Annotated in this window: 14 protein-coding genes; 11 read left to right on the top strand and 3 right to left on the bottom strand. The window is 57.1% G+C overall.

Features of this window, described 5'->3' with window-relative positions; genetic code table 11:
- The 5 genes from KH208_RS09055 to KH208_RS15540 form a co-directional block, all read left to right on the top strand.
- Positions 1-3,041 (top strand): hemagglutinin repeat-containing protein (locus tag KH208_RS09055; protein WP_291435639.1); only part of this gene is annotated, 3,041 nt, incomplete at its 5' end.
- A 7-nt stretch (positions 3,042-3,048) separates the two neighbouring features.
- On the top strand, positions 3,049-3,483 hold the full coding sequence (locus KH208_RS09050) for a barstar family protein (protein ID WP_291435638.1): 435 nt from the start codon (positions 3,049-3,051) through the stop codon (positions 3,481-3,483).
- A 488-nt stretch (positions 3,484-3,971) separates the two neighbouring features.
- Entirely contained in the window at positions 3,972-4,565 is a 594-nt protein-coding gene (locus tag KH208_RS09045; protein WP_291435637.1) for a hypothetical protein, read from the top strand.
- Complete coding sequence (locus KH208_RS15545; RefSeq protein WP_367114955.1) at positions 4,549-4,758, top strand: CPCC family cysteine-rich protein; 210 nt, start codon at positions 4,549-4,551, stop codon at positions 4,756-4,758. The genes KH208_RS09045 and KH208_RS15545 overlap by 17 nt, the downstream gene beginning before the upstream one ends.
- 176 nt (positions 4,759-4,934) lie before the next feature.
- Positions 4,935-5,126 (top strand): barstar family protein, encoded by a 192-nt coding sequence (locus KH208_RS15540; RefSeq protein ID WP_367114954.1) that lies wholly within the window; start codon positions 4,935-4,937, stop codon positions 5,124-5,126.
- Positions 5,127-5,684: 558 nt separating this feature from the next.
- Here the strand turns inward: KH208_RS15540 and KH208_RS09040 are convergent.
- From KH208_RS09040 to KH208_RS09030, 3 genes are read right to left on the bottom strand one after another with little or no spacing between them, the layout of a single operon-like run.
- A complete protein-coding gene (locus KH208_RS09040) occupies positions 5,685-6,431 on the bottom strand; it encodes a hypothetical protein (protein WP_291435636.1) in 747 nt (248 codons plus the stop codon).
- Entirely contained in the window at positions 6,428-6,772 is a 345-nt protein-coding gene (locus KH208_RS09035; RefSeq protein ID WP_291435634.1) for a hypothetical protein, read from the bottom strand. The genes KH208_RS09040 and KH208_RS09035 overlap by 4 nt, the downstream gene beginning before the upstream one ends.
- 10 nt (positions 6,773-6,782) lie before the next feature.
- The gene (locus KH208_RS09030; RefSeq protein ID WP_291435633.1) at positions 6,783-7,853 is read right to left on the bottom strand and encodes a zinc-ribbon domain-containing protein; all 1,071 of its coding nucleotides are present in this window, start codon (positions 7,851-7,853) and stop codon (positions 6,783-6,785) included.
- 430 nt (positions 7,854-8,283) lie between these two features.
- On the opposite strand from KH208_RS09030, the gene KH208_RS09025 reads away from it, so the two are divergent.
- From KH208_RS09025 to KH208_RS09000, 6 genes are all read left to right on the top strand, one after another.
- Entirely contained in the window at positions 8,284-9,039 is a 756-nt protein-coding gene (locus tag KH208_RS09025) for a GntR family transcriptional regulator (protein ID WP_291435632.1), read from the top strand.
- A 119-nt stretch (positions 9,040-9,158) separates the two neighbouring features.
- Positions 9,159-11,210: a metallophosphoesterase gene (locus KH208_RS09020; RefSeq protein WP_291435630.1), complete on the top strand. Its 2,052-nt coding sequence runs from the start codon at positions 9,159-9,161 to the stop codon at positions 11,208-11,210.
- A gap of 84 nt (positions 11,211-11,294) precedes the next feature.
- Complete coding sequence (locus KH208_RS09015; RefSeq protein WP_291435628.1) at positions 11,295-12,278, top strand: tripartite tricarboxylate transporter substrate binding protein; 984 nt, start codon at positions 11,295-11,297, stop codon at positions 12,276-12,278.
- Between the two features lie 100 nt (positions 12,279-12,378).
- Positions 12,379-12,894, top strand: a complete 516-nt coding sequence (locus KH208_RS09010) for a tripartite tricarboxylate transporter TctB family protein (protein ID WP_291435626.1) — start codon at positions 12,379-12,381, stop codon at positions 12,892-12,894.
- 277 nt (positions 12,895-13,171) lie between these two features.
- Complete coding sequence (locus KH208_RS09005) at positions 13,172-14,680, top strand: tripartite tricarboxylate transporter permease (protein ID WP_291435624.1); 1,509 nt, start codon at positions 13,172-13,174, stop codon at positions 14,678-14,680.
- Between the two features lie 640 nt (positions 14,681-15,320).
- Positions 15,321-16,541, top strand: coding sequence for a sodium:calcium antiporter (locus KH208_RS09000; protein WP_291435622.1), 1,221 nt, complete (start codon positions 15,321-15,323; stop codon positions 16,539-16,541).
- Positions 16,542-16,548: the final 7 nt, after the last annotated feature.

The raw sequence follows: 16,548 nt of genomic DNA, 5'->3' as shown, positions 1-16,548 counted from the left end.
GCAACGTCAACGTGGCCTCGGCACAGAACAGTTCCTATTTCAGCCACACCAAGTCCACCGTGGGCGCGCTGGGCCTCAGTTCCTCTTCCAAGAAGGAGGAAAAATCCTCTGTTACCCAGGTCGGGTCCACCTTGAGCGGAGAAAATGTAAAAATTTCTGCCGGTAACGATATTACTGCCACAGCGAGCAATATTTTTGCCTCGCGGAATGTGCAACTGAACGCTGAAAAGGGGAATATCCTTCTTGATGCCGCGCAGAACACGCAATCGTCATACTATAAATCCAGCTCATCCCGGGCAGGGATTTTCGGCGGCAGCTCGGGAATTTCATTTGCCAGCAGCAAACAAAAGCAAAAAGGCGACGGCGTCGGTAAAAATATTGGTTCCGCCATTATGGCGGGAGAAGATATCACAATGTCGGCCCAACATGACGTTACCTCCGTGGGATCGTTGATTTCCGCCGGCAACAACGTCCAGATACAATCCGGGCGCGACGTCAACCTGCTTCCCGGCAATGATACGTCATATGCGTTTGAGTCCAGCAAAAAGAGTGAAGTCGGCATAGGCGCGGCGCTGAGTTCCAGCGGGGCCAGTCTCAGTCTCGGCTACCAGAGCACGGCCAAGGGCAGCAAACAGAACGCGGCCCAGAATGCGGGCAGCCTGGTACAGGCAGGCAACGATATCTCCATAACGGCCGGGCGCGACATCAACCAGATAGCGTCGCACATGGAAGCCGCACGTGATGTGAACCTGAACACCGGGCGCGACTGGAACATGCTTGCCGGTCAGGATTCCCAGAGCGCATCGGCCTGGCGGAAGGATGTGCAGGCCGGAATCACGCTTTCCTTGCAGCAGAATGTTTCTTCCGCCGTGCAGGCTGTGGCCGATCTGCCGCAAGCCATGGGAAGCGGTCAGGGCGGTCTGGGATATCAGGGCGTCACCGCCGCCGGCGCCGGGCTGAAAGCCGTCACCAGCGTCTATAATTCCATCTTTCAGGTGGTCAGCGCGTCATTGTCTGTCGGCGGTTCCACGTCCCGGCAAAAATCTTCCTCATCCTCAAGCACGGCTTCCCCCTCCACGCTGCTGGCCGGGCGCGACCTTGAGGCCGTCAGCGGGCGGGACACCACTATTGAAGGCGGCCGTGTGCAGGCCGGTCATGACATGGCCTTGGGGGCTGGCCGTGACCTGAACATCGTCGCAGCCACCAATACCTACGACAGCAAACAATCCGCCTCATCCGCCTCGGGCGGCGTGAACGTGAGCGTGGGCTTCGGCTCCAGCGGCATGGCCGTTTCCGGCAGCGTGTCCGCCTCCGCGTCCGGCAGCCAGGGCAAGAGCAGCGGCACAAGCTACACCAATGCCCTGGTAGCGGCGGGCAATCATCTGGAAACCACTTCCGGACGCGACACCAACGTCAAGGGCGCGCAGGTGCAGGGCAACACGGTGGATATGGCTGTGGGCCGCGATCTGAATGTGCACAGTCTGCAAGACACGGCCCAGAGCTCCGGCAACTCCTGGTCCCTGGGCGGCAGCATCGGCTTTGACGCTACGGGTCTTGTACCCGACAAAATCATGGGAATACCGGTGACCGGAAGCAACGGCTCCGGATTGAACATCGGCGGCGGCACCAGCAGCGGTTCCATGGCCTGGGTCAACGGCCAGACCAGCATTACGGCCAAAGAAGACCTGGATATCTACACTGAAAAAAATACGGACATCAAGGGCGCGGTCATCGCGGCGGACAACGGCAATCTGACGTTGAACACCGGCAGCCTGACATATTCCGATATTCAGGATAAAAACAAGCAGGAAAATATCTCCGCCAATATCGGCCTCGGTGGCCAGTTGGAGAACGCTTCTCTTTCGGGAGACTACGGCAAAACGGATCAGGAGCAGATCAACCGCGCCACGGTGGGCCAAGGGACGGTGATTATCCGCTCTGATCCCGCCCAGGGATTGGAGGGCCTGAACAGAGATATCGCCAAGGCCCAGGAACTGACTAAAAACGAAAAAGTCAGCGTCACGGTCTATGTGGACAGCACGTCGATCAAAGAACTGGCGAGCGGCTTTGCAGGAACCATAGAAGGCGTCGAAAACTTGGGGGAAAACCTCCAGCAGATCGTCAGGGAATGGAAAGCCATTACCACCGCCTTGCCCGAGAACGCCAAAGGCCTTGGTCAGGCGGGCCTGGACGCAATGCAGGCCATGCTCCGCGGCGGCGCGTCTTCCGAACAGGTGGAGCAGTTAATGAGCGACCCGGAGTTTCAAAGGCTTATCACGGGCCTCGGATCTGTACCCCCAGAAGGCTCTAATTCTATTCCAGGACAGATTCAGAAAGGAGAAAATGGAGTCTTGAGGGTTAACATAACCCCCGGTGATGCGTCATATTTGGTTAGACAGATGGTGCAAGTTTACGAGTACTTAGAAACTATTCCATATAAAGATACAGTTTCCGTTGCCCTCATGGGGCTACAGGCGATATGCGCGGGCCCGATAAGCATCATCAAAAATGTGGTTGGTGGCGAGCTGATGGGGGCTGCGACCCAGGAACTGGCTTCATATCTTATAGTCGACAAGTTCCATGGCGGGTCGCAGAGCGCCCAAATAGAAACAACCCCGGAAGGCTTGGCGACAGAGATCAAAGCCACGCAACTCTTTCTTGATCTCGGCCTCGGTGTCGGGGTAGGAGTTCTGGCCGGGGGAATTAAGTCTGTTGGCAAAACGCCATCAGTTGCGGGTACGAAAATTTCTGGCATCAATTATGTTGATCCTCAAACAGGTGTGAAACTCCCTTCGACAATTGATATTCAACCGACGCTTGATAGAATAGCAAAAGGGATAGCTGATCCGCATAGCAATGATGGAGTCACTTTTTTCAATAACAAGTCTAAGCTCCCTGTGCAAGGTGCCGGATATTATACAGAATACATCATAAGAACTCCTGGAGTTGGAAACGCTGGCCCTCAGAGACTTGTCCTTGGTAAAAATGGAGAAGTCTACTATACACCAGATCATTACATTAACTTCATTAAGGTAAAGTGAGATATATATGAAAATGGAGAATCTTTTTTATTTCGTACAACACCCCCAAAAATTATCATATTCATCAATTGCATTTTGTTTTATAGAAAAGGATGTAAAAACGACTGATGAGTTATTCTATGCGCTCGATAATCAATTTAAATTTTGTGTTTTTGGTTGGAATTGGGATGCTCTGAAAGATGCACTTTGTGGATTCGATAATGAAAAAAAAAGAAATATTGTTATAATGCATGAAGCTATAAATATGAACAATTCAGTATTTTATAACTATTTATTATGCCTCATGTCTGCAGCATTAGTATGGAAAAAGCATTCCAATAAACATAGATTTTTCCCTATTTTTTCAGTTGAAGATAGAGAAAAAATTATGAAAATTCTTTATACTGATGAGCCACAAGAATGGTTTAAAGTTTTTTGTGAAAACCTCGGCTTAAAGAAATAACTCTAACGGTTTCATATGGTAACAGGGACGCAATGGAGAGGCCGGACTCGTAAGACCCGGCCTCTCCATTGCTCAAAGCCACATAATCTTTCTTGATCTCGGCCTCGGTGTCGGGGTAGGAGTTCTGGCCGGGGGAATTAAGTCTGTCGGCAAAGAAGCAATTCCGACTATTCCTAGCAAAACAAATGGCCAATTATTAGGAGCAAATGGTGTTGAAATAGGCAAATCAATAACAGTTGCAGGAAAAAATAGCTGGCGTATTGATGTAGAAAATAAAAGACCTGGAACTGAGCTAGGGAATATACACCTACAGATACGTGGCGACAGCAATAAATACTACTACAATCCAGCAACAGGATCATTTTATATAGAAAATAAATATGGAAATGGCTTTGTTCAAGTTTCTGCAACACAAAATAAGAAGCTATTAAATATGAATGGTGTTATGGATGGGATCAAAAAAGGATTATATTATCTTGGAGAGTAATATGGAAATATCAAAAAATATACTCTATTCTTTAAACAAAACATTATTTGGATATCCTTATCAAATGAATGGAGAGATGCTAAATTATATACATAATGCATTTTTGAAAACAGAAGAAGCAAAAAAATTTGACTGCAATTTTCAAGAATCAATTGAATATGCAGCAGCAAAAGGGCTATTTGAATCAAAAGATACTAATAAAGTAAGATTATGGCAGTATCATCAAGACTTACTACGACATATTGACATTGACGAGACTGGAGTCAAAAAAGAAGATTATATTGCAGCTTCTTTTACACTGGCATATGATGTAGTAAAACGGTTTAATAAAGAATACCCTCACTATATATTGGTTGCACAAATATTAGCGCAAACTGAATCAAGCCCGGCACCTGACCCTATAGGAGAGATTAATCCAGGTGTGAGAGTATCTTTCTATTTTTACAATCCATGTGCAGATGGAGACGACTTAAACTGGTATAACAATCTTCCAGTGCATTTAAAAAAAACGATGTATTGGCGCTTTAGTACTTTTGACATTCCTCTTTTAGAATGGATTATAAAAATGGTAAAAAAGAATGATCAATTCTACTAGTGAACTATTAAAATGTCCATGTTGTGGAGAGCGTACCCTGTCTGAGTATGGTTCATATGAAATATGTAAAATATGCTTATGGGAAGATGATCTCTTTCAATCAAGAAATCCTGACTATGCAGGAGGTGTAAATTCATGCAGTTTGAATGAAGCTCGTAAAAAATGGGAAATGAAGAATCAGTCAGAATATTGAAACCAACCTCATGCTTACGAATATGGGTCTCTTTTACGGTTCGGATCATGCATCATGCCTAACTTCTAACAATTAGCACTTTATTTAAAATATATATTGTTATTTTTTATTATTAATAACGCTATAAATGTATTATGTAATTCATTATTACACTATACCTATAAAAAAATACAGATATGAAAGCAGAGAATCTTTTTTATTTCGTACAGCGCCCCCAAAAAGTGTCGTATGCATCAACAGTATTTTGTTTTGTACAACATACTATAAAAACTAAGAAGAATCTATTTTATTTCCTTAACAAGCAATTTAAATCCCCAGCATTTGGATGGAATTGGGATGCTTTAAATGATGCACATTATGCGATCTAGAACATATTAAACAAAAAAAATTATAGTTATGCATGATGAAATTGAAATAGATGATAAAATATTATCTATATATTTATCATGCCTGGTTATCGCTGTATTAATATGGGAAAAAATATTCTTATCGGCATATGTTTATACCAATTTTTTTAGTTGAAGATAAGGAAAATGTCATGAAAATACTTCATTCTGCGGATATAAATGGGGAGTTTAATATTTTGAGGAAACAGATTTTTTTGTCTTAGTACAATAAATAATTCCCAATAAGGATTTCTATCTTATATGACCCTCACCCCGACCCTGGTAGCGGCCCTGACCCAGGACATCATCTGACTGGAAGAAGAAGAAGAAGAAGAAGAAGAAGAAGAAGAGCACATGGGCCGGAAGGTGCTTGTGCCGCATCTCTACCTGGCCTCGGCCACCCAATAGGACATCGCCTCAGGCGGCGGCGTACAGGCCAAAAACGTCTACATCAACGCGGGCAAAAGCCTTCTGACGGCATCACAACAACAGTGACATCATGCAGAAAAATCACATCTGCGAGCCTGAAACCATCCTCCCCTAAAACGCCTTCCGGCCGAACACGCTGCCCCACGAGGAACCGCGCTCACGCGCGGCGGCCGGGTCCACCCAGGCCAGCACCACCCTGCCCATATCCCAGGCCAGAGAGCGCGCAATAAGCCCCGACGGGTCCGCCGGATTGCGTTCCTTGATGGAAAAGAGATAAAAATCGTGCACCTGGCGGGCTTCCATCATGCCGCCCTGGGCCAGAGACCAGAGCTGCGTGCCGGTCTTCACGTCATACACTTCAATCGCCAGGGACAGGGAGCTGTCGCCGCCGCTGCCGCCGTCCATGTAGTGATTGATATAGCCGCCCACCAGAAGTTCCGCGCCGCGCTGCCGGGCCAGGGCCAGAGCGCGCGAGCGTTCAAAGGGACCGGCTTCGGGCGCGTATTCCAGGGCCTCGAAAGCATTGAGCGAAAGCCAGATCTGCCAGACCTGGCGCGAAAGCATGTCGCTGAAGGTCACGGCATTGGTGATCTGCTGCACGGCGCGCAGGGGCACGAAAAGCGCGCGCGGGCGGTGCCCGGCCGGGCCGCGCGGGGACACATAGACGGCGGGCGGCTGGCGGCGCACAAAATTGTCGATCTGGATCTGGAAAGGCGTGCTGAAATCTCCGGCCAGGGAGATGGAGGAACGGCTGTCGTCCGGAGTGCTGGCGCAACCGGCGGCAAAGGCCAGAACCAGGGCCAGGACCGGAAACAAGCCCGGCAGCCAGGGGCATACGCGCCGCGGCAACGATTTCATTGCGGTTTCTCCGAGGCTAGGCGCGCCTTCTGAATGGAGGCGAGCAATTTTTCCCGCGCGTCGCGCAGGTTGTCGTAGAGGGCAAGGCGTCTGTCGGCCGACAGGCGGCAGAAATCCGCCGTGCGGGTCATGTCGGCAAGGCGCGCCATGGCCTGCGCCAGTTCCGCCAGTTGGCGCGCCTCCGGTCCGGCCAGGGGCACGCTTCTGCCGGCAAGTTCCGCCAGATGCCCCAGTTCCTCGGCCTGGGCACGGATGCCCTCGGGCCGGATCGCCGCGCCATATTTCCGACGCTTGCGAAATTCATGCCAGAGAAAGCGGATTCGCCGCCACAACCGGGCCATGCCCATTGCCTCAGGGTTGGACCGCGTACAGCAATTGAAGAATCATGGGCCCCATCACCATGCAGACAGGCACAAAACCCAGCAGGGTCTGCGGCCAGTTCAGGCGCAGGGCCGCGCGGCAGCCCACGGCCATGCAGGCGAGCCCCCAGATCATGCCCGCCAGGGAGCCCAGCGCCGGAATGACGCAGAGCAGCGCCGGGGCCGAACTGTAGACCATGACCTGGAAAACCAGAGGAAAGCTGGCCCGGTCCGGCGCCACAAAACGGTAGGCCAGATGGGTCAGGCCGCTGAAAACATAGAGTTGCAGAACCAGCATGGCCGTGCGCAGCAGCAGGGTCATAGCCAGATTGCTCTGCGGGGCCAGGAGAGCCAGCATTTTTTCCAGTTGCGGGTCCGTGGCCGCGCTGGGAGCCATGATCGCCAGCAGTACGCCGCCCCAGAAACGCTCCACCACCGTCTGCACCACGCAGACGATAAGATAGAAACACAGGGCCCGCAGTTGCGGGGCTTCCGGGTTGAGCGAACCGAAAAAGCGCGGCGCGGCGAACATGACCCGCATGACCGTCTGATAAAAGGAAGCCAGCCAGCCGTCATGTCCGGGTGCCGTCTCCCAAGGATTGGCCTCATAGTCATGCTCCGCATGGGGGTCCGCATCCCGCTCCGGCTCCCGCAGGCGGGCGGCCTCACGGGCGTAGGCCCGGCTGGCCGTCCGGCGGATGTCTTCTTCCTCCTCCTGTTCCGGCGCGGCATCCGGGCGGCCGGCGGATGCGCCGCCGTCTTCGCCTCGCGGCTCCCGGCGCTTGCCCTCCGCTTCGCTCGCGTCATGCTCCGGCTCTTCTTCCCGTACTTGGCGGCCCGGCACAATGGCGCCGGGCGGCAGGGGGTCATCCTGTCCGGCCATGCCCGCCGTAGCGGCCCCGTCGCGCGGCGCGGGCGCGTCAAGGGTTTCCAGCACCCCGCCCTCGGGCGAAAAGCGGAAGCGGCAGGCGCATTTGGGGCAGGTGGCAATGACAGCGCGCGCGGGCAGGCGGTCGGCGGGCAGTTCTCGGCTGAAGCCGCACTGCGGGCAGGTAATATTCACTACTGGCTCCTCTCGCGCCGCCCGGATTCCGAAGAACGGCGGCACATCTCAATAGAGCATTGGCATGTGCAATGCTCCGGACGCTTGAAGACCGGAAAGCGTGCTTCCCGGAGGCCGCCACGCGGCCGAATGTACCTTCTCTATTAGCCGCAGGCAGGCGCGCTGGCAAGTCCGCCACGGACGCGCCCGAAACCGACCGGGCCGGGAGCGGACGCCCCGGCGGCGCGCGCCGTTGCGGCCCGGGGATCGGTCGAAAGCGGCGGCCATGGCCGCTTCCGCCACGGCAGGGCAAAAAAATTTTCACGGGCCGCATTTTTGCCTTGACAAGTTTTTGGGAATGCGGGTAAGCAAAGTTATAGTCAACTAGTCATATATATGAATTTTATCCGGCCACGCATCTTCCGACAAGCGCCGCGAGCAGGGAAGCCGTATGCAATACCATGAGCCAGCCGTCCAATCCCGGCACAATCCCGACAATCATCTGCCCGCTTATGCAAGGATCAGCCAGAGCCTGCGCCGCCAGATAGAAAGCAAAGCCTGGCAGCCGGGCGACCTGATCCCCACGGAAAGCCGGTTGTCCAAGGAGCACGGCGTCAGCATCGGCACCGTGCGCAAGGCCTTGCAGGAGCTGGTCATTGCCGGTTTTCTCTACCGGGTGCAAGGCAAGGGCACCTATGTGGCGGGCAGCTTCATCCGCAGCAAAGACCACCGTTTTTACCGTACCCACGCCGCCTTCGGCGAACCTGATCCGGAACGGCGCTTCACTTTTCTGCGCTCCTCCACGGAACCGGGGCGGGACTTCATCTGTCGCTATCTGCAACTGGCGGAAGGCACGGCCCTGCTCAAGCTGGAGCGGCTCATTTCCATTGACGAGCGGCCTTTTGTGCTGGTGCATTCCTATTTCGAGGCCGCGCGCTTTCCGGAACTGGCGCGCACGGACCCGCGCCGCTTTGAAAGCGAGGCCCTGACCCTGATCATTGAAAAGGATTACGGCACGCCCACCATGTCGGCCAGTGAATTGTGCTGCGCCGCCAACGCCTCGCCGGAAGTGGCCGCCGTGCTGCAACTGCCTGAAAGCTCCCCTGTTCTTTTTCTTGAAATGCTTTCCTGTTCCTACAACGAAATACCTTACGAATACCGGCAGAGTTTCTGCGTTCCCGGCAGAAAGCTCTTCCGCTCCTACTGAGATTTCACGCCTGTGCTGCCGTAACAGGCGTGGAGACCGTAGCGCGGAAAATGCGGTTTTTGCGCTACCCCGCCGCCACCGGCGGCGCGCCACGGCCCAACCCGCAGGGAGGATACAGCATGCAGCCTCAGGACTTGGGAAAACGGCTTTTTATATTTGCCGTTATTGCTGATTCACATCTCAATCAGGACGAACTGGACTGCAATTCGCCCTTCCCGGTCAACAAGCTGGCCAACAGGCGCATGCGCCATGTGGTCCGCGATCTGAACCGGCGGGATGTGGCCTTTGTGGTCCATCTGGGCGACCTGATCCACCCGGTTCCCGCCGTCAAGGAGCTGTATGCCGGAGCGGCCGCGCGTTTCCACGCCCAGGTCAGGGAGCTGAACGCCCCTCTCCATCTCACCCCCGGCAATCACGACATCGGCGACAAGCCCATGCCCTGGGCTCCGGCGGGCGCCATCACGGAAGACTATATCCGGCTCTGGCGGGCAACCTTCGGCGACGACTATTATTCCTTTGACCACAACGGCATCCATATGGTGGTCATCAACGCGCAGTTGATGAACAGCGGCCTGCCCGCCGAAGCGGAGCAGAAACGCTGGCTGGAGGACGACCTTCTTGCCCACGCCGGACAACGGATTTTCATCTGCACCCATTACCCGCCCTTTCTCTGCGAAACGGACGAGGCCGAGCATTACGACAATATCGCGGAGCCGGAGCGCGGCCGGCTGCTTGAGCTGATGGCCCGTTGCGGCGTGGAAGGCCTGTTCGCCGGGCACGTCCATAATTTCTGGTATCTGAACGAAGGCGCCACCAGGCACTATCTCCTGCCCTCCACTTCCTTTGTGCGCCAGGACTACAGCGAAATGTTCAAGGCCCCGCCCGCCCTGGAGGAAACCGAAGCCGGGCGCAATGACGCGGCCAAGCTGGGCTATTTTCTGGTGCACGTGCACGAGCGCGGGCACCTCTGTGAAATGGTCCGGACCTACGGCGCGTGCGCGGCCCCGGACGACCCGCTGGAAACGCCGCCCATGAGCGTGACTCCGGTCGCGCCCGCCCGCAACCGTTACGCGGCCCTGGGCTTTGATCTGCGCCAGAGCTGGGCCGAAGCCGTGGGCATCCCGCCCAGCGGCGCGCTGGATGAATTCGACAGAAAGCAGGTCCGTAACGACTACCCCCTGCTGGCGCTCTGGGAAATGGGCGTGCGCCATCTGCGCATCCCCCTCCAGGACCTGCGCGACGCCGAGGCACGGCGGCGCATACGCGACCTCCTGCCGCTGGGGCAGACCTTCACCCTCTACTCCTACGGCCTGCCCACGCCGCGCGACGCAAAGCTCATTCAGGACAACGCCGCCCTGCTCTCCGGCTGGGAAATCAGCTTCCGTGAGCAGGAACTGGCGCGGCTTGCCGCCGGGCTACGCGAATTGCGACGCGAACTGAAGCTGCCCATCCTGCTCAGCCGGATGTGGGAGCATGAGGAGAACCGCGCGCCTGACGGCCGCTATTTTCACGTCATGAACCACGGATTCACCGTGGGAGACGGGGACAGAATCGCCCGCATGGCCGCGCTCCGGGGGTTGGAAGACGCGGGACTGGTGTTCCGGGCCATGAGCCACGACGACCTCCCCGCGCTCACGGCATTTGCCCACAAAACCTGTGCCGCGCGCGGCCTGCCCGCCTCCCTGCATCTGCGCCTGACCGGCTTCAATCCGGCCGAGGCCGTGCGCGACGACACATGGGCGGCGCAACGCACGGCCGAGGCCCTGTTCTGCGCCGCGGGCACGGGCGTCACGGTTTTTGCCGACGCTCTTACGGATATCGACCGGGGCTATTTCGTGCGCAACGGCGTGCTGGACCAGACCTGCAATCCCCGGCGGGCCGCCAGGGTCATCGGCCATCTGCACGCCGCGCTCAACGAGGGCCGGGGAAACATCGGCCCTGCGGAGAAGATGGAAGCCGAGAGCCGCTGGCTCCGGACCCGCCAAAACGGCGAGAGCATCGCCCTGTATATGGCCGGTCCCGACGCCGTGGGCGCGCCCCTGTCCATCCCGGCAGAGCTCTTCACTTCCACGGCGGCGGTGACGGCGGTGGATCTGGACAGCGGCTTCAAATTTCCGGCCGGAGAACTTCGCCCCGTGGCCGAGGGCCTGTATTTTTTGCGGGAACAGTAAGCCGTTCTCAATTTGCACGGAAGCCATCCCCGGAATGAACCGGGGGGTGGATCAGAATAAAACCAGCCGTAAAGGAGAACCGTCATGTCGCACCGATTCACACGCATTCTGGCTTTAGCCCTGCTGGCGCTCTGTTTCACGGGCACGGCCCATGCCGAATACCCCAAGGGTCCCATTTCCATCATCTGCCCCTTCGGCGCGGGCGGCGCGGGCGATCTGGCGGCCCGCATTCTGGCCAACGCCGTCAAGAACGACTTCGCCAAGCCCGTGGTCGTGGTCAACAAGCCCGGCGCCGCCGGTGTGCTGGGCACCACCGTGGCCTTCCGCAGCAAGCCCGACGGCCAGACCTTGCTCATCGGCCGCGTTGCCAACGCCGCCATCATCCCGGCGCTGAACAAGACCATCCAGTACAAGTGGGACAGTTTTGTCTTCCTGGGCCTGCTGGACCTCAATCCCCTGGTGGTCGTGGTCCACAGGGATTCGCCCTACAAGACGCTGCGGGACCTGGCCGACGCCATCAGGGCCAATCCCGGCAAGCTGACCTTCAGCACGGCCGGAGCCCTGAACATTCAGGAAATCGCCTCCTATATGCTGCTGCACGCCGTGGGCCTGGGCAAGGACGGCGCGGTGAGCGTGCCCTTCCAGAGCGACGCGGCGGGCAAGAACGCCATTCTGGGCGGGCATGTGGACTTCGGGGCCATCAATCTGGCGGCGGCCTTTGACCAGCTCGGCGAAGGCGGCAAGCTGCGCGCCCTGGCCGTGACCACGGACAAGCGCCTGCCCAAGTATCCGGATATTCCCACCGTGCGCGAGGCCGGTTTTCCTGAACTGGAAAACATTCTGGGCTGGAACGCCCTGTACGGCATCAAGGGCATGCCCCAGGAAGCCGTGGACAAATGGGTACAGGCCCTGCAGGCCGTCAAGAGCAACAAGGAATGGCTGGAACCCACGGAAAACATGGGAGCCATCCCCGATATCCTGTCCCCGGCCGAAACCGAAGCCTTTGTGCGGGCCCAGGTGCGGAAGTTCGAACAACTGGGCCGGGCCCTGGGCCTGATCATCCAATGACATAACTTTCACGGCGGAAAATTTCCGGCCTGACCTTCTTCCGACATATTCCGGACGCCGCGCGGGGAGGAGCCCCCTCCCCGCCGCCCAAGGAGGCCACATGCACGCGACGGTACGGCAAGATCTGATCCTGGGGCTGACGCTCACGGCATTTTTCTGCATGGTCTATTTCGTACTTATCCCTCTGGGCATCGAGGTTCCCCGTTCCCATGACCCCGGCCAGCTTTCCCCGGCGGCCTATCCTTCCTGGATCGCCCTGGCGGGCCTGGGCGCCTCGCTGCTGCTCACGGCCAACGCGGTCCTGAAGCATCTACGGCTGCGCCACGCCGCTACGCCGCCCGCAAACCGGGACAAAGCCGAGCCCCGGAACTGGGGCGCATTGATTCACACCCTTCTGGCCTTCGGGCTGCTCTTTCTCTTTTACTTCTTCATTGACGACGTGGGCATGGTGCTGGGCAGCTTTATTCTGTACGCGGCCTTTGCCCGGCTCTGCGGCGAACGCAACTGGCTGCGCCTGCTGCTGGTGGACTGCATCCTTACCGCCGCGCTTTACGTCTTTTTCGTCCGCATCGCCGCCGTGCCGGTTCCTTTGGGCATTCTGCAATCCTTTCTCTGAAAACCGGCGCGCCCGCCCCGGTACGGCGCAATGTCAAAGGTTCCATCGCTCCGCGCGGAATTCAGCATACTCCGCGCCGCAAAACAGCATACGGCACACGACAACCATCAGTGTAAACAGCTTTAGGGACTGCTTCCAAATTGTGGAGTTTTGCCTTTCCAGAGAGGAAAACAGGCTTTTTACAAAAAAATGTATTCCCAATGGCACTCGCTTCAACCGTTGCACCGAAGTTGGAAGGCAAAAGAACCGATTTAGCAACAGTCCCCAGGAGACGCCCATGCTTGAAGCACTGCAACAAGGACTGCACCTCATCGCCTCCGTGGAAAACATCCTCGCCCTGTTCGGCGGCATGCTCGGCGGCGTGATCATCGGAGCCCTGCCCGGACTGACCGGGGCCATGGCCGTGACTCTGGCCCTGCCCTTCACCTTTTACATGCCTCCCATCACCTCCCTGATGCTTTTGCTGGGCATCTACAAGGGCTCCATGTACGGAGGCTCCATTTCCGCCATCCTGATCCGCACGCCGGGCACGGCGGCGGCCGCCTGCACCGTGCTGGACGGCTATCCCCTGGCCCGGCAGGGCAAGGCGGGACAGGCCCTGTACATGGCCTTGTACTCCTCCTGCTTCGCGGACATGGTGTCCAATCTGGCCCTGATTTTCTGCACCGGCATGATCGCCAGCTTCGCCCTGCGCTTCGGACCGGCGGAATTCTTTTCCCTGATCTGCTTTTCCCTGACCATTGTGGCCGGGCTGTCCGGCGCGTCCCTGCTCAAGGGGCTCATCTCGGCCTGTTTCGGCCTGCTGCTGGCCAGCGTGGGCATGGACATCGTCTTCGGCACCGGCAGGATGACCTTCAACGACGTGAATCTGATGGCGGGCTTCAGCTTCATTCCCCTGCTCATCGGCCTGTTCGCCATCCCCGAAATCATCAAGGCCACCTCGCCGACCCCGCCGCCCGCCATCCAGGCGGACATGGGGCACAGCCGCCTGACCTGGGCGGATTTCAAACGCTGCTTCACCTCCATTTTCCGGGGCAGCCTCATCGGCGTGGTCATGGGGGCCATTCCCGGCATCGGCGGCGCGCCCGCAGCCTACCTGTCCTACAGCGAGGCCCGCCGCTACTCCAAACGCGCGGCCAATTTCGGCAAGGGCGAACTGGAAGGCATCGCCGCCGCCGAGTCCGGGAACAACGGCGTCTGCGGAGCCACCCTGATTCCCCTGCTCTCGCTGGGCGTGCCCGGCGACATCGTCACGGCCGTGATGCTCGGCGCGTTCATGATGCACAACATCACGCCCGGCCCTCTGCTCTTCGAAGAAAATCTGCCCCTGGTGTACGCGCTCTACTTCGGCATCATCCTGAGTTCTCTCTTTCTGCTGATCTCCGGCTTTTTCTGCCTGCGCGGTGCCGACAAGATCACCAGAGCGCCCCGAATGGTCCTGTTTCCGGCCATCCTCTGCATCTGCCTGTTCGGCGCGTTCTCCATCAACAACAACGCCTTCGACATCCTGGTGCTGCTCTGCATGGGCCTGGTGAGCATGTACATGGGCAAAAACCACATCGCGGAAGCGCCCTTTCTGGTGGCCTTCATCCTCGGCCCGCTCTTTGAGGACAATCTGCGCCGCTCCCTGCTCATTTCCCACGGCGATGTCTGCATTCTCTGGAGCACGCCCATTTGCTGGTTCTTCATCGCCCTGACCGCGCTCTCCCTGTTCATCACCCTGCGCAAGGAATGGCTGGAACGGAAAAAGGGCCCGGACCCCATCGAGCCGCCCAATGAGGAGTAAAAGAGGACCAGGATAATCTTTTGCAGAGCGAAAGAGAGAAATGCTCTTCTGCTAAGCTTTCTATTCCGTTGCGGTTATTTTACAAAATCCGCCTTTTCCGTACGGGCGGCGTTATCGGTGAGTTTTTGATGCTCGCGTACTTGAGCACAGCTCTGCTCGCGATGCCCGTAAGGCTCGCTCTACTCGCCAACGGGCACGGCCCTTTGGGCCGCCTTCCGGTCGGTCTCCGCTCGAAACCGCGCCGCTGCCTTGCCCTCACGAAAAAATCGCCAATTTTGCAAAATTTCCGCAAAACCAGCTCCCCGCTCACTTGCCGACTGTGTCGGCTGCGTTCGCCGGAATGGGGAAGAAAGACACATACATGGAAACAAATGAATACCCGACGATTGAGGCGTTCATTCGATTACCCTGAAACGAAGACAAAGCCCGCTTGACAGCTCCGGCGGCCATGGATACATTCTTTCCACTCAAGGGGAGTAACTAGGTTCCCGAAACCTGGACGGCATCAACAGCATGACCTTATTGGTCTGGTGCCGTCGTCGGCTACGCCGATAAGTGAGACCTTGGCAGCAATGCCAGGGTCTTTTTTTGTTTTCCGGCCCGCGCCCCGGACCGTACATCTTTTGCCCAAGGAGACGCCATGTCACTCCGCGCTCTGCGCCCCTACATTCTGGCAATAGTGCTCACAGTGCCGGGCCTGGCCCTGCGTTTCGCGCATCCCGACCTTTCACCGATCTGGGTGGCCGTGCTTTCGGGCATGGCTATTCTGGGGGCTTCCTTCCTGCTGACCTGGGCCTGTGAAGTAGCCCAGCTGGACATTCCCCAGGCCGTGGCCGTGGCCGTGGTGGCCTTTATCGCCGTGCTGCCGGAATACGCGGTGGATATGTACTTCACCTGGATGGCGGGCCAGCACCCGGAAAGCGCCTATTCCCACTACGCCATCGCCAACATGACCGGAGCCAACCGGCTGCTCATCGGCGTGGGTTGGTCGGCCATCGTGCTGATTTTCGCCGGGCGCTACCATTCGGCCGTGGCCCTGCACGACGACAAGCGCACGGACGTGCTTTTTCTGGGCCTGGCGACCCTCTACGCCCTGCTGATCCCGCTCAAGGGCTCGCTGACCTGGGTGGACGGCGTGGTTTTTCTGGCCATTTACGCCTGGTACATCTGGATCATCGCCCGCCGTCCCTGCGAGGAGGAGGAACCCGAAGGCCCGGCCGCCGTGCTGGCCCAGCTGCCCAAGAAGAAGCGGCTGCGGACCGTGATCGCCATTTTCCTCTTCGCCGCCCTGGTGATTCTCTGCAATGCCGAACCGTTCAGCGAAAGCCTGGTGGCCAGCGGCAAGCTGCTGGGCGTCAATGAATTCCTGCTGGTGCAGTGGCTTGCGCCCATCGCCTCGGAAGCGCCGGAATTTATCGTGGCCCTGATGTTCGCCTTCCGGGGCAACGCCGGACTGGCCCTGGGCAGCCTGCTCTCCTCCAAGCTCAATCAATGGACCCTGCTGGTGGGCATGATCCCCGGCGTGTACGCGGTGTCCTCGGGCGGACTTTCTCCCTCCATAAACCTTGACACTCACCAGTTCCAGGAAATATTACTGACCGCCGGGCAGTCCATCTTCGCGGTGGCCCTGCTGCTGGATCTGCGTCTGCACGTGCGTGAGGCCTTCTGGCTGCTGGTGCTCTTCGCGGCCCAGTTGTTGTCGCCCTTGTACGACGCCCAGTTGGAAGCTATGCTGGGCCTGGCCCACGACCCGTTGCGTCTGCATTATTTCTACGCCCAGGTCTATCTGGCCCTGGCCGCGATACTGATGATCAAGAACTGGCGCAAGGTCTGGCAGTTGCGCCTGGGATTCAAAGTTTAAGGAGAGG

Origin of the sequence: Desulfovibrio sp. (assembly GCF_018379785.1) — a bacterium.
GTDB lineage: Bacteria > Desulfobacterota > Desulfovibrionia > Desulfovibrionales > Desulfovibrionaceae > Desulfovibrio.
Note: the sequence above shows the minus strand (reverse complement) of the source record. Positions and strands in the feature narration are given on the sequence as shown.